This is a genomic window from Pantoea sp. ME81, from assembly GCF_903970985.1.
GTDB lineage: Bacteria > Pseudomonadota > Gammaproteobacteria > Enterobacterales > Enterobacteriaceae > Pantoea > Pantoea communis.
Window position 1 is genome coordinate 1 of sequence record NZ_CAJCKS010000025.1, and the last position, 14,420, is coordinate 14,420.

A 14,420-nucleotide genomic window follows, 5' to 3' on the forward strand; every position below is an offset into this window, starting at 1 on the left:
CTCGGCACTCGGCGGTTTGTAACGTGTCAAAATAGAGATGGATTCAGGATCGAAGGGCGCAACATGCGCGCCACCGACCACCATCAGCAGCGACAGCAGGATAATCAGTACCCCGACCGCGCCCTGCGGTGAGCGCAGTAAACGTTTTAAAATATCAGGCATAGGAAATTCGCTTATCCAGAACCACATAGGCCAAATCGGCGAGGAAATTCACCACCGAATAGGTCGCGGCGAGAATCATCACACCGGCCTGAATGGTGGGCAGATCGCGTGCCTGCACGGCAACAATCAGCTCACGACCAATACCGGGAATGGCGAAGATCTCCTCGACCACCACAATGCCGCCCAGCAGATAACCGACATCCAATGCCACAATGGTGATGGTCGGCAACAAGCCATTGCGCAGCGCGTGACGCCAGAGAATGCGGCGGCGCGACAGGCCTTTCAGCCAGGCGGCGCGGATGTAGTCGGTATGCAGCACATCGACCATCTCCGAACGCACCATGCGCGAAACGTGCGCCACCAGAATCAGCGCTACGGTGATTGACGGCAGGATCAGGTGCTGGACGCCGCTGATGAAGTTTTCACTCAGCGGCACATAGCCGGTGGCGGGCAGAATCTGCCAGACATCAGCAAACAGCAGCAGCACCAGCGTGGCAGTGACAAACTCCGGGAAAGAGATACCGATGTAGGAGATGACGCTGACCAGCACATCGGCGGTTTTACCGCGACGTACTGCCGCCCAGATACCGAGCGGAATAGCGATCACCAGCATCAGCAACAGTGCACACACCGCCAGCAACAGCGATCGCGACAGCGCGGTCAACAACGTCGGCCCCACTTCGAGCCCATTGCGCATCGACACACCAAAATTGCCCTGCAACGCCTGGCTCAGCCAATGCCAATACTGCAACCATGCTGGCGCATCCAATCCCAGTCGTTCGCGCACCGCGGCGAGTGCCTCTGGCGTAGCGTTTTGCCCCAGCAAGGTGACAGCGGCGTCCGCTGGCAACAGCTGCGTGATGCCAAAGACCAGCAATGACACCACCAGCAAGGTGTAGATCATTAGCAGCAGGCGTTTAAGCAGATAACTGGCTGTCACGGTCGCTCCTTACACTGCACGCTTAGGCGCTTTGTCAGTTAACCAGGTATGGTCGAGACGGAACACGGCACCACGCGGATGCAGATGATATCCGCCGACGTAATCACGGCTGGCAGCCAGCAAATCGAAGAAGGTCGGAATCAGCGAAGGCACTTCGTCATGCATCAACTGTTGTGCTTTACCGTACAGCGTGGTGCGCTGCGCATCATCGTTGGTTTCACGGGCGGCATTGACCGCACTATCGAAATCGGCGTTGTTCCAGCGTGTTTCGTTCCATGATGCGGTCGAGGTGTAGAGCAGTGAGAACACCGCATCCGGCGTCGGTTGCATGTTGTAGAAACCGACGTAGAAATTGCCTTTTTTCCATACCTGATCGAGGTAAGTGCTGTGTGCCATGGTCTGCACGTCAATGCGGAAACCGCCCTGCTTAGCCATCTCACGCAGCGCGATACCCAACTGGGTGCGAGTCGCCGGTTTATCCGAGGCAATCAACGTTAAATCGAGGCCGTTGGGATAACCCGCGTCCGCCAATAAGGCTTTGGCTTTGCTGTAATCCACCGCTTTTTTCGCCAGGTTAGCGAAGTAAGGGTAAGAGGCGTTGATTGGCGTATCGTTGCCTGGCGAACCGAGGCCATCGGCAACAAAGTCCACCGATGCCGGGCGATCAACGCACAGTGCTAGCGCCTGACGCACGCGCACATCGTTAAACGGCTTTTGATCGCAGCCCATGTTCACATTGAGGAACTGACCGGATGCCACCCGCAGTGGCAGCACACCTGACGATTTGGAGAGACGCGCAAATTCGCTCGACTGCGCACTCAGCATCAAATCGGTATCACCGGAGATCAGCGCCGAGCTTTCTGCGATGCCATCGGGATAGACCACCACTTCCACGCCATCCAGATAAGGACGCGCCGGGTCGTAATAATGCGGGTTGCGCTTTACCACGATTTTACGTTCGGGATCGTAGGAAACCAGCTGGAACGGCCCCGCGCCCAGCGAGGCTTTGGTAAGCTTGTCGTACTGACCCTGCGCAATGCTGGCGGGAATGATTTTGGCATCGGGATAGGCCAGCATCACCGGCAGGTCAGCGTAAGGGGCATCGGTTTCGATCAGCACGGTGTTGGCACCTTGAGCGCTCACCGCTTTGATTGGGCCGATGTTATGCAGGGCAGGAGAAGCATTCTTTGGATCCAGCAGCGCCTGCAAACTGGCCACCACATCTGCTGAGGTTAGGGCCGTGCCGTCACTGAACTTGAGGTTCGGACGCAGGGTGAAAGTCCACTGCTTGAGATCGGCACTCGCTTGCCAGGATTGGGCCAGGTCTGCTTCGGCTTTCATCTCCTGCGTCAGGCGCGTCAGGCCGCTGTAGAGCAACTCCGCGACCAGATATTCCGGGTTGACGCGCACCTGATGCGGATTCAGCACGCTGACCGCCTGATCGACACTAATACGCAGTACGCCGCCTTTACGTGGCGTGCCGCCCGGCGTCGCGCTGGTTACCGCTGCGGCATGGGCCGAGAACGACCAGGGTAACATGGCTGCACCGGTCAGAGCGGTAGAGCTGGTGATAAACTGTCTGCGGTTTAACCCTTTCATCGCGCACATCTTCTCTTCCTCGTTAGTTTGTTAAATACCCTGGGTTGGCTGAAACTCATCGGCGAGATACGCCAGAATGGACTGCGAAAGTGCGATAACATCTGCCATCGTTGTGAACTCATCGGCGGCATGAATGCGGTTGTCGGGGCGGGCTAAACCGCCCAGTAAAATTTCCTGCATACCGGCCTGCTGAACCCAACCCATATCCGAACTGGTTGAGGATCCCCAGGGTTTAAACTCCTCCGCTTTAAAACCAAATCCCTGACTCAGTGCGGCCTGCCAGCGTGGCCAGTGCGGGCCATCAGGATTGGCCACCGGGGCCAGATGACCAATCATTTGCACGCTGACATCAAGCGCTGGGCTGCCTTGCATCGCTTGTTGGATGCAGTGGGTCAACTCCTGCCAGACGTTGTCAAACGCCTCTTCCGGGGCATAACGTCGATTGATCAGCAGTTCGAAACGTTCGGGGATGGTTGAGCCTTTGCTGCCACCCTGTGCGGCAGCCAGCGTCAACAGTGAGGTCAGCGGTTTGCCCTGATAATGCGGCGGCGCAGGCATTGCCGAGGTGCGCTGTTCCACTTCGCCTTTCAGTTGATAAAGCGCGTTCATCAGCGGCAGCGCGGCTTCAATCGCATTGATGCCGTGCAGCGGATCGCCAGAATGCGCGGAACGCCCGGTAACAATGATTTTGAGATCGATACTGCCAAAGCAGCCCGCCCAGATGCGTGGCACTGCGCCACCATTGAAGCTCAACAGATGCCCAGCGAAGCGCTGCTGTTCCGCGAGGTAACGAATACCGGGATACAACCCGCCCTCTTCATCGGTACAAAGCAGAAAGACCGGATTGAAACGCAGCGGCAGATTGCAGGCCTGCGCTGCACGGATCGCCGCCATCGCCGCCACGATCGTCCCTTTCATGTCCGCCGCGCCGCGCCCAAACAACTTACCTTCGGCCACCGTCAGTGCCAGCGGAGGAAATCGCCAGCCATCACCCGCAGGCACCGTATCGGTGTGAAAGTAGAGATTGCAGTTTTCGGCTGCGCCACAGTTAAGCGTTGCCAGCAAATTCACTCGCTCGCCGGATGCGCTGCCATCGGGCGCTTGCCAGAGATCTTCCGGCACTGAAACACGCTCAAAGCTAAAGTGCATTGGCGCTAACAGCTGTGTCATCAGATCGGCAAATTGCCCATAGCCATTGCCCGGTGGAAAACAGGTATCCACGGCCAGCATGCGCTGCATATCGTCAGTTATCTGTGCGGTGTCATCCGCAATGGTCTCTAACGCACTGTTAAGGCGAGAATTCTGCAACATAGGATTATCGTCTGTTGTATTTCTATATAGTTTATAGATAATGCAATTCAAGGACGCAGGTCAATCGGTAATCGGAAACATGCAAAAAAACTATGACGCAGACAACAGGCCGCAATTCTCTCGTTTAAGCGAAGGGGAAGGCGCGCCATTGTATGAAGTGGTGAAACGCCATATCAGCGAATCGATCCTGCAGGGTGAGCTACCTGCGGGCACAATCCTGCCGAGTGAAAACAGCCTGGCGTCAAAATTTGGCGTGTCGGTGGGAACGGTGCGCAAAGCGCTGGCCGCGTTGACCACCGAAGGGATGTTGATGCGCCGTCGCAAAACCGGCACGGTGGTGACCGGCTGGGCACCGCTGCACAACCTGAGCCACTTTTTCCAGTATTTTCGCCTGCACGATAAAAGCGGCGGATTGCTACATTCAGAAACGACACTGCTGGATTATCAGTTGATTCAAGCTAACGAGCGGGAAGCAGAAAAACTGCAGATCGCTGCCGGAGATGACGTGATACGCCTGAAGCGCACGCGTCGGGTGAAAGGCATTGCCGCCATGCATGAAACGCTGATATTGCCTGCTGCGCGTCTGCCTGATTTCCCTCCGGCAGAACACTTGCCGCCGCTGCTCTATCGCTTTCTGTTTGAACATTACGATGTGCGAGTGGCAGCGGTACGTGAGCAGATTACGGCACAGTTGGCAAACGAAGAAGATGCGACATTGCTGGAGCTGGCATTGCCGCACGCGGTGATGGTGATAGATGAAGTGTCTTTTGACCAGAGTGCGATCCCCGTGATCCTGGCGCATCATCGTTTCAGCACCGAGCACTTCATGTATGTGAACGAAGTACGGTAAAACGGTTTCCCGCCCTGCGATTTTGCAGGGCGGGATGCGGATCCCTGGGGACGCTAACGGCGTTATTGCGCTGCGGCAGCGGCCTGCTTCACCCAGCCATCAAACGTGGCCTTGTGCGCATGAATCCAGCCATTCACGTGGCGCTGAATGTCTTCGCTGGACGATTCTCCCTGATGCATACGCTGGTTCTGCGCATTAACATCATTAAGCGGCAGTTTGACGATCTCGAACAGTTTCGCCGCGGCAGGATTCTTTTCTGCCCAGGCTTTATTTGCCACCACATGTTCATTGTTCGGTTTGAAGCCATAATTCTTGCCATTTGGCTGCGCGGTATCTTCATTCTTCTGCGAGCCTGGCGTGACAGAATACGGCACCGTCAACCAGACCACATCTTTGCCCGGTTTTAATTCATCGCTCACCCAATAAGGTGTCCAGGTAAAATAGAGCACCGGCTTGCCGGCTTTATATCGGGTTAACGTATCGGCAATAATGGCAGAATAGTTGCCCTGATTTTGCTGTACCGTTTGACTCAGGCCATAAGCATCAATTTGTGCATTAATCACCTGACCACAGACCCAGCCCGGATTACATCCCGCCAGATCGGCTTTGCCATCTCCATTAGCATCAAAGAGTTTAGCCAGTTTCGGATCTTTCAGCTGAGAGAGATCGGTAATGTGATATTTGTCAGCGGTCTTTTTATCGATAAGATAACCCTGCGCGGCACCACTGATATAGGTGCCTTTGCGATAGAATTTTGTATCCCCGCCTGCGGCGTTGTACATATCCTTTTGCAGCGGTTCCCAGTTAACCGCCATGTAAGTGGCATCGCCCGCAGCAATCGCGGTGTAAGCCACGTTGTAATCCACTTCTTCAGTGGGTTTGACCTCGTAGCCCAGTTTTTCCAGCGCTCTGTTAATCAGCTCCGTCTGGAATGACTCTTCCGGCAAAGTACTTTGCACCGGGGAGACCGTCACACCTTTGCCCGGCAAATCGGCAGCAAACAGTGTCGGTGAACTGATTAACGCAGTGAGGGAAATCGCGAGTAGATTCTTCCTGGTCATAATTTAAAACCTTATTATTTTGGTCGATGCCAGCAAATGGCGTGAGAATATCCCTCTGCAGTGAAGAGAGATGATATGCAGCTGTCAGTAAAAGTTTAAAAGCAGAATATTACTGTTGCAGATAGTGACGTGCGTAACGAAGGCGGGTGTTGTAGGTGGAGAAAAAAGATAAGTCAGAATTCATCATTATGATATCTGGTGACAGACCCTGGTTCCTGTTATCAGGTCCGCGACATTCACTCCGGTAAATTAATCGTGCAGTTACCATAACACATTATTTTCTCACTGCAACCGCTAATCATTTACCCATTACCAGCAGAGAAATCAGGGCTGAAAAATATAGCGTTTTTTAACTACGCTAAAGCCATGAAATTTATCTCTACTCACCTCTCATCAAATAGACATCGGTAACCACGGGAAAACGGTTACCGATGCTCCGTGATGTAATACGTTTATCGGCGCAGGCGCGCCGCTATAGGATTGCCCTGCGCGGCGCTGCTCGCAAGCTGATAAGCGTTATGCGAGGCGCGCTGCGGATAGCGGAAAAACAACGCAATCGAAATGAATGAGACGATAGCCACGGCGGCAACATAGTACACCAGCGTAAACGCACTGCCCGACCAGCCAATCAACGCCGCGCCAATCAGCGGTGCTGTGCCACCGAACAACGCGGTACCGGTGTTGTACGCCATTGCACCCGCAGAGGCACGCATCTCGGCCGGGAACATATCGACCAGACTGATGGTCATTCCACTGGTGACCATTGGGAAAACCATCACTGGCACAACCGCTGCGATAATGGCACTGCCTAACGTGCCATGCTCAGCATAGGTGAAAGCAAAAAACATCGCCGGGATCACCAGCACACACCCCAACAGTAACCAGCGTTTTCTGCCTACCACATCACTGAGATAGCCATGCAATAGCGTGCTAAAAATCAGTACAAACTGAGAAACTAACACCGCCATTGCCGCATCGGTTTTGGCTAACCCGACAAACGTGGTGAGATACGTGGCGAAGAAGCCCAGAATCAGATAGTTGGGCAGCGTATGACTCATCAGTATCGACATGAACACCAGGATATTTTTCCACTGCGAGCGAATAACCTGAGTCACCGTTGGTGGATTCAAACGCTGCTCCACCCGCGCCCGTTCAACCGCGCGGAATTCCGGGCTCTCATCAAGCTTGCGGCGAATCAGCAACCCAACCAGCCCCAACGGAAGGCCGATGGCAAACAGTACACGCCAGCCCCACTCCTCCATTTGTGCCGCCGTGATCAACGAAGACAACAAGGTGTAGAGACCAATAGCGATCACCGTGCCGATATAGGCACCTATGGGTGAGAATGACGCACGAAAGGCGCGGCGTTTTTGATCGCTGTTTTCGACAATGTAATCCGTGGCTGTCGCGTATTCGCCGCCAGCAAAAAAGCCCTGAATCAGTCGGCAAATCACCAGCAATACGGTGGCGCTGGTGCCTGCCTGCGCGTAAGTGGGGAGAAGAGCGGTCAAACCGGTCACCACACTCATGCCGGTGATGGTGATCATCAACACCGAACGCCTTCCCCAGCGATCGCCCGCCAATCCCAACACGATGCCACCAATCGGACGCACCAGAAAACTCGATGCATACAGCAGTAATACCGAGAGCAGTGCCGTCAATGGCGCATCCTGCGGGAAAAAGATCCGTGAAATCACACTGGCCAGTAGGCCGTAGAGGGCAAAGTCGAGAAACTCGACCAGGTTGCCGGCAACAGCACCGATCAGCGTTTTGCGCTGCATTTCAGGTGTCACCTGAGGAAGCGTGGCAGAAGTTGTCATGGTTAACCCCATCTTCACCGCATAACAGCACGGTCAGTGAACGTGACTCAGAATGAAATCAATCATTCCACATTACGGCATGGCATTCCGTTAATTACGTTAGTTGAGTGAAAATTAGACGTCAATATGCGGGTGAGAGGATTTCGCTATAGGTCACACGGAGATTGAGCTGGAGGACGAGAAGGGAGATGAGTCGATTAATGTCATAAAAAAACAAGATCTTAGGATGAAATGACCACACCGCAGTGTGGCCATTGCGTCATGCCGTTAACCTCTGGCATTTCTCTGGAAGCCAATTGCCTGGGCTGCCTGAACGGTTAACGCACCCCACTCTGCAATTTTTTCTTCATGGTAACGAGAGTCCGGCATCGAGATGCAGATACTGGCGACCGGCTGGTGGGCTGCATCAAAAATGGGTGCCCCGATGGCGAAAATACCAGAGCGATAATAGCCTCGGTTGATTGCGTACCCGCGCTCACGCACCTTCTTCAGTTCTGCGCGAAGTTTATCGGCATCGGTGATGGTGGCCGGGTTAAAGGCACTCAGCTCGCCGGTAAGGATATTTTCAAGCTGGCTTTCCGGTAAGAACGCCAAAATCGCCATGCCATTTGCTGTGGAGTGAATGGGCGCAATATCCCCAATCGGACTAACCGCGCGAACGGGATGCGGACTTTCCAGCCTGTCGATCACCACCACCGCGCCATTGCCGTCATACACCGACACATACACCGTCTCCTGCGTGCGATTGCGCAACTCTGCCATCGGATCCTGGACAGCAGCAGACAGTCCGCCGCCCGCCAGCTCGATCGGCCGCACGCTGAGCACACGAGGGCTGACGGTCCAGCGCGGCATGTCGCCTTCAATCAATCGTAACCAGCCCGCCTCATGAAAGGTCCAGAGAATACGCTGTACGGTGGTTTTTGGCATCGACATCATTTTGGCCAACTCGCCCACACTGATCGGCTGTTTCTCGGCCACCTTCTCCAGCACTTTCAAGCTTTTAATCAGGCTCTGCATACTCCACCCTCCCTACTTTCTGACTTCATTGTCTCCACTTGCTGTGCCGTAATATGGCACAGCCTGCCCTCTGCCGCTCGGCGTTTTGCCCGTAAGCCGATCACAATTTCCTCCGAATGCTTAATTTTTGTGCTTGCAGGACAGATAAAATCATGTCACGTTAAATTTATGGAATGGCATTCCTTATTGTGGAACGGCTAGATTTCAGCCGCTGGATTTCATGAATGATGTTTAGCGAGGCAGAGTGATGAGAAGTCATCAGTCGATTTTTACCGAAGATTTTAAGGCGGCGCCCTATTGGTGGGAGCAGTGGCAGCCGCAGGATGCGTCGCCCAATGACGTTCCGCCCGAAACGGAATACGTGATTATTGGCGCTGGTTATGCCGGGCTGTGCTGTGCATTGACGCTGGCGCAACACGGCAATCAGGTGGTGATTCTGGAAGCCGGCTTACCGGGCAGTGGCGCGAGTACGTTGAGCGGTGGTCAGGTCACTGGCGGCATCAATGTGGGCAAAACCATGTCGGCCAAAAAGGGGCTGCGGCAGAGCGATGAGCAGCGAAAACGCGACCTGCTGCTGGAGGCGGCTGACGGCTATCGCTATCTGGAAAGCCTGATCGCACAGCACGCTATCAACTGCGATTATCGACAAACCGGTCGCCTCGCCGCCGCGTGGATCCCGGAACATCTGGAGAACTGGAAAAAGCGGTTGCCACTTCTCAATAGCGTGAGTCAGGTGCAGGCGCGCATGCTAACGCGCGATGAACTGCGCGCCGAACTGGATAGCCCGGCTTATCACGGCGGCGTACTGATTGAGCGTGCTGGTCTGCTCAATCCCGCGCTTTATTATGCAGGTTTGCTGGATGCGGTGCGCAAAGCTGGCGTGGTGGTGTGCAGTGGTTCTGCGGTGAGTCGCATTGAGAAACACGCGGCGCATTACCAGGTTGATTCTCTGCGCGGCAGGCTCAATGCGCGTCAGGTGATTATCGCCACCAATGGCTATACCGGGCCAGAAATGGCCCATTTGCGCGCACGCGTGGTACCCGTCACCAGCCATCAGATTGCCACTGAACCGTTATCCGCAGATCTGCGACGCACGCTGATCCCGCACCAGCGCGGCATCGCGGAAACCCAACGCGTCACGCACTATTTCCGTTATTCACCCGATGGCTCTCGTCTGCTCTTTGGGGGCCGCGCACGCTTCTACGCCCTTGATCGCCAGCAGTCTGCGCGCGTGCTGCATCAACATCTGACGCAACGATTTCCACAATTACGCGATATCAAAATCAGCCATAGCTGGGGCGGTAAAGTCGCCGTCACGCTTGATTACCTGCCGCATATCGGCCAGACGCCGCAAGGCTGTTTTTATGCCGTGGGCTGCAACGGCAGCGGTGTCACCATGATGAGTTGGCTCGGCCACCGTTTAGCCCGTCACCTGATCGAAAATACACCGCTGAACGCAAGTCCTTATGGGGTATCGCCGCTGCCCGGCCACCCGCTCTACACCGGCAACACCTGGTTTATGCCGCTGCTTGGCAGCTACTACCAGGTGCGCGATCGCCTGGATAAATCCGCTCATTCGCAAACCAATTAGGGGGAAGTATGGGATTACGCATTGGTGTCGATATCGGCGGCTCGTTTACTGACTTCGCCGTTTTCAACGAAGCATCGGGGCAGTTGCACAGCCTGAAAGTGTTTTCTCGTCCCGATGATCCGGGCCAGGAAGTACTGCACGGCGTTCAGGAGTTAGTGAAGCGCTATGGGATCGATCCCGCCGATATTGAATATTTTACCCACGGCACCACCGTTGGCGTGAATGCCGTGGTGCAGAAAAAAGGGGCGAAGCTGGGGCTGATCACCAATCGCTATTTCGAGGATGTCCTGGCACTTGGCAGGCTGAAGACGCCGGATATGTACAGCCTGCATTCGCTGCGTCCGGAACCCCTGGTGTCGCGCGAAAATGTGTTTGGCATTGACGGTCGAATGGATGCGACCGGAAAAGAACTCACGCCGATTGCAGAACAGAGTGTGCTGGCCGCTGTCGCGGGCTTGCGCGATGCGGGCTGTGAAGGTGTCGTGATTGCCCTGCTGCATGCCTATCGCAATCCCGAACATGAGAAGCAGGTCCAGGCCCTGATTGAAGCGGCCGTGCCAGGCTTTTTTGTCTGCTGCTCTAGCGATGTCTGGCCGACTATCCGCGAATTCGAGCGTACGCAAACCGCCGTGATTGGTGCCTATGTTCAGCCACGCGTCGCGCATTATCTCGGCGCTTTGCAGCAGGCACTGACGCAAGCAGGCGTGACGGCTGAGCTGAAAGTCACCAAGTCCAATGGCGGCGTGATGAGCGCAGAGCGCGGCAAAGCCGAGTGCGTGCAGATGATCTTGTCGGGAACTGCATCAGGTGTGATGGGCGCAGCCTGGGTGGCACGCCAGTGCGGTCGTGAGAACGTCATGAGTCTGGATATTGGCGGCACCACCGCCGATGTGGCGCTGATCGTCAACGGAGAAGCGCAATATGACACCGGTGAGTATATCGGTGACTACCAGATTCACATTCCGTCCGTGTCCGTCACATCGATTGGTGATGGCGGCGGCTCGGTGGCGCGCGTTGATGAGTTTGGCGTGCTCAAAGTCGGGCCAGAAAGCGCAGGCTCAACGCCTGGGCCAGTGTGTTATGGACGTGGCGGCACGCAGCCCACGATTACCGATGCTTTCGTGTCATTGGGCATTCTTGGCCAGGCAACGTTGGGCTACAACGCGGTGAATGTGGATGTCGCCGCCGCGAAAGCCGCCATAGGATCGCTGGCCGATCGACTGGGCCAATCCATCGAAGCCACGGCGGAAGCGATCATTAACGTTTCCGTGTCCGGCATGTACGCAGGGATTAGCCGACTGGTTTCCCGTTTCGGTATCGACCCGCGCGCCTTTTCCCTGATGCCTTTTGGCGGTGCAGGCCCGATGTTGGCCTGTTATCTGGCGCACGCCATGCACATGCGTGAAGTGCTGGTGCCGCTGACGCCCGGCGTGCTGAGCGCATTAGGCGGTCTGGTTGCCGATGTGAAAAACGATTTTGTTCGCATCATTTATGGTGATTTAAGCGCAGATAGCTTGCCACACCTCGAAGCTGAATATCAGCAACTCGAACAGCAAGCCCGCGAATGGCTGAGCCACGAAGTCAGTGATGCAGGACAGGGCCAGTTTAGCCTCTCGGCAGAGATGCGTTACAAGGGGCAGTCATTTGAGATCGCCACACCGTTACAGCGTGAGGATTTGGCGAGCGGCAATCTCTCAACGCTACGTGAAGCCTTCCATGCGCAACACCATCATTTATATGCTTACAGCGACCGTGATGCCCAGATTCAGGTGGTGTCGCTACGTCTGGTGGTCAGCATGCCCACGCCAAAGCCGCAACTCGAATCTTTGCCGCACTCTGACGCAGCACCGATCCCCGCCGAACATATTGATGTGTGGATGTCGGGCCGTTATCTCACCGTGCCACTTTATCAGCGCGAGCAGCTTGCGGGCGGTCAGTCATTTACCGGACCTGCAGTGATTACCCAGTCCGACACCACTGTCGCCGTATTACCCGATTTCCGCGCCCAGGTGGATGCGCTCGGCAATCTGATCCTCACTGACCTCACCCACACGGCTTAATAAAGGAGTCGCGATATGGCTTTTGATACTTCAGGTCTGCAGATTCTGGCTAACTACTGTGTGGCGGCAGCAGAAAGCATGGCCCATACACTGGTGCGCACCGCGCATTCGACTTTTGTCAAAGAGACGGAAGACTTCTCATGCGCCCTGCTCACCCCCGAAGGTCTGGCATTTGCTTCGCCGAAAACCTTAGGTGCCACCTGGTATATCGGTCTCGATTACGGGCCGGTACTCGGCATGATCGAGGACTATCGCCCCGGCGATGTGGCGATGACTAACGATGCTTACAGCGGTAACGTTGCGACACACAGCCCGGATATGGTGATGTGGAAACCGGTGTTCTGGCAAGGCAAGCTGGTGTGTTTTGTTGGTGGTCATATTCATAACACCGATGTGGGCGGGGCCGTGCCCGCCTCGCTGTCGCGCACGCTGACAGAGATCCATCAGGAAGGAATACGTATCCCCCCGACTAAGATCGTGCGTGAAGGCGTGCTGGATGAAGCGTTGCTCACGTTAATCAAAACCAATGTGCGTGCGCCGGAACAGAATATGGGTGACCTGCATGCCCAACTGGCGATGCTGGCCAATGGCGAAAAACGCGTGCTGGAGATGATCGCGCATTTTGGTGTGGAAGATTTTCAGCAAGGTATGGTGGCCCTGCTCGATTATGCGGCGCAGCAGGCACAACGCATCCTCGAGAGCGTGCCGGATGGCGATTATTTCTTTGCGGAATACGCTGACGAAGACAGCGTGAACGGCAAACCGATGCGCGTGGCGATGACGCTGAAAATTCGCGGCGGCCGCGCCATCCTTGATTACACCGGCAGCGATCCGCAATTGCTTTCATCATTGAATATGCCGACCGGCGGCATGACGCGTCACGCGCTGGCGCTGGTCGGCTATCACTATGTGCTCTATACCCTGAATCCCGATATTTTGCTCAACGCGGGGCTGGATCGCGTCGTCGAATGTGTGCTGCCCGAAGGCAGCGTGATGAATGCCGTTTACCCGGCTGCCGTCGGCATGCGCAGTCTGACCTGTAAGTTAACGCATGTATTGACCTTTGGCGCATTTTCACAAGCGATCCCTGATCGTTTGCCTGCCTGCGCGGCCTGTGGACTGGCGATTCTGAACGTGAAAACCACCAACACCTCGGGTCGCCCGGTGATTGCTTCCATCGGCCCGGTGGGCGGCGGGGCGGGCGGCATGCCGTTCGGTGACGGAGAAGAAGGATCGGGCGCTAACGTGGCATTTCTGCGCAATACGCCAGTGGAGATTAACGAAGCGGAAGTGCCGATTCGTATCACCCGCTATTGTCTGGTACCCGACTCCGGCGGTGCAGGAAAATATCGCGGTGGTTCCGGGCTAATGATGGAGTTTCAGGTGTTTGCACCTGATACCACCGTCACGGCGCGCAATCGCGATCGCACCCATTTCGCTTCCTGGGGTGTCCTTGGCGGGAAAGCGGGCAGCAATGCCATTTTTGTGAAAAACCCGGAGAGTGAAGCACCTGAAATGCTCGGCAACAGCGATGTGATCCGTTGCCAGGCAGGAGATGTGATTCGATTAACCGGGGCCGGTGGCGGCGGATATGGTTCACCGCTGGAGCGTGATCCCCAGCAGGTGCTATCAGACGTGAAAAGCGGCTACGTTTCTTCGGCGCGTGCCGAGCAGGATTATGCTGTGGTGATCCGCGAGGGTGAGCTGGATGTGGAAGCCACGCAGATGAAACGCAATCAACGCTCTGCGACAGCCGCCAGCGTGGCACATTTTGACTTTGGCCCATGGCGTACTCGCTTTGAGCAAAGCTGGACGCCGGAGCGCTATCGGGCATTGACTGATATCTTATCTCGCGTGCCGGTCATATGGCGTTTTCATATCAAACATCGCCTGTTTGATGCGCTTGCCGCTGCGGAAGCCCGGGGGCAAACCGCTCAGGGTGGTCAGGTAATCTATCAACTCTTTGACGAATTGAGTGAGGAGTTCCGGGATTTCCTGCAGGCGTAACG

At 55.5% G+C, this 14,420-nt stretch carries 10 protein-coding genes and 1 pseudogene; 4 read left to right on the forward strand and 7 right to left on the reverse strand.

The genetic code is table 11. The features are described from left to right. From H7A81_RS27960 to H7A81_RS06870, 4 genes and pseudogenes are all read right to left on the reverse strand, one after another. Positions 1–189: pseudogene (locus H7A81_RS27960) on the reverse strand (hypothetical protein); the annotation flags it as partial. Further along, complete coding sequence (locus H7A81_RS06860) at positions 155–1,102, reverse strand: ABC transporter permease (protein ID WP_084932348.1); 948 nt, start codon at positions 1,100–1,102, stop codon at positions 155–157. The pseudogene H7A81_RS27960 and the gene H7A81_RS06860, both read right to left, overlap by 35 nt. Positions 1,103–1,111: 9 nt before the next feature. Then, complete coding sequence (locus H7A81_RS06865; protein WP_182057067.1) at positions 1,112–2,710, reverse strand: ABC transporter substrate-binding protein; 1,599 nt, start codon at positions 2,708–2,710, stop codon at positions 1,112–1,114. Positions 2,711–2,731: 21 nt separating this feature from the next. After that, positions 2,732–4,012: a M20 family metallopeptidase gene (locus tag H7A81_RS06870; protein ID WP_166935348.1), complete on the reverse strand. Its 1,281-nt coding sequence runs from the start codon at positions 4,010–4,012 to the stop codon at positions 2,732–2,734. Between the two features lie 79 nt (positions 4,013–4,091). On the opposite strand from H7A81_RS06870, the gene H7A81_RS06875 reads away from it, so the two are divergent. Continuing rightward, a complete protein-coding gene (locus H7A81_RS06875; protein ID WP_182057068.1) occupies positions 4,092–4,862 on the forward strand; it encodes a GntR family transcriptional regulator in 771 nt (256 codons plus the stop codon). A 62-nt stretch (positions 4,863–4,924) separates the two neighbouring features. On the opposite strand, the gene proX is transcribed toward H7A81_RS06875, so the two are convergent. The 3 genes from proX to H7A81_RS06890 all read right to left on the reverse strand — a co-directional run bounded on the left by proX (position 4,925) and on the right by H7A81_RS06890 (position 8,760). Then, on the reverse strand, positions 4,925–5,923 hold the full coding sequence (gene proX, locus H7A81_RS06880) for a glycine betaine/L-proline ABC transporter substrate-binding protein ProX (RefSeq protein WP_182057069.1): 999 nt from the start codon (positions 5,921–5,923) through the stop codon (positions 4,925–4,927). A gap of 452 nt (positions 5,924–6,375) precedes the next feature. Then, a complete protein-coding gene (locus H7A81_RS06885; RefSeq protein ID WP_176505742.1) occupies positions 6,376–7,743 on the reverse strand; it encodes an MFS transporter in 1,368 nt (455 codons plus the stop codon). Positions 7,744–8,010: 267 nt separating this feature from the next. After that, on the reverse strand, positions 8,011–8,760 hold the full coding sequence (locus tag H7A81_RS06890; RefSeq protein WP_182057070.1) for an IclR family transcriptional regulator: 750 nt from the start codon (positions 8,758–8,760) through the stop codon (positions 8,011–8,013). A gap of 247 nt (positions 8,761–9,007) precedes the next feature. Between H7A81_RS06890 and H7A81_RS06895 the strand changes: the two genes are divergently transcribed. The 3 genes from H7A81_RS06895 to H7A81_RS06905 are packed head-to-tail and all read left to right on the forward strand — an operon-like array spanning position 9,008 to position 14,418. Next, entirely contained in the window at positions 9,008–10,351 is a 1,344-nt protein-coding gene (locus H7A81_RS06895) for an FAD-binding oxidoreductase (RefSeq protein WP_182057071.1), read from the forward strand. 8 nt (positions 10,352–10,359) lie between these two features. Further along, entirely contained in the window at positions 10,360–12,411 is a 2,052-nt protein-coding gene (locus H7A81_RS06900; RefSeq protein ID WP_182057072.1) for a hydantoinase/oxoprolinase family protein, read from the forward strand. A 15-nt stretch (positions 12,412–12,426) separates the two neighbouring features. Next, positions 12,427–14,418, forward strand: coding sequence for a hydantoinase B/oxoprolinase family protein (locus H7A81_RS06905; protein ID WP_182057073.1), 1,992 nt, complete (start codon positions 12,427–12,429; stop codon positions 14,416–14,418). The last annotated feature ends 2 nt before the right edge of the window (positions 14,419–14,420 follow it).

Coding starts and splice junctions, on each gene's coding strand:
- H7A81_RS06865 (WP_182057067.1), bottom strand. CDS start 2,710: ATGTGCGCGATGAAAGGGTTAAACCGCAGACAGTTTATCACCAGCTCT.
- H7A81_RS06870 (WP_166935348.1), bottom strand. CDS start 4,012: ATGTTGCAGAATTCTCGCCTTAACAGTGCGTTAGAGACCATTGCGGAT.
- H7A81_RS06875 (WP_182057068.1), top strand. CDS start 4,092: ATGCAAAAAAACTATGACGCAGACAACAGGCCGCAATTCTCTCGTTTA.
- proX (WP_182057069.1), bottom strand. CDS start 5,923: ATGACCAGGAAGAATCTACTCGCGATTTCCCTCACTGCGTTAATCAGT.
- H7A81_RS06885 (WP_176505742.1), bottom strand. CDS start 7,743: ATGACAACTTCTGCCACGCTTCCTCAGGTGACACCTGAAATGCAGCGC.
- H7A81_RS06890 (WP_182057070.1), bottom strand. CDS start 8,760: ATGCAGAGCCTGATTAAAAGCTTGAAAGTGCTGGAGAAGGTGGCCGAG.
- H7A81_RS06895 (WP_182057071.1), top strand. CDS start 9,008: ATGAGAAGTCATCAGTCGATTTTTACCGAAGATTTTAAGGCGGCGCCC.
- H7A81_RS06900 (WP_182057072.1), top strand. CDS start 10,360: ATGGGATTACGCATTGGTGTCGATATCGGCGGCTCGTTTACTGACTTC.
- H7A81_RS06905 (WP_182057073.1), top strand. CDS start 12,427: ATGGCTTTTGATACTTCAGGTCTGCAGATTCTGGCTAACTACTGTGTG.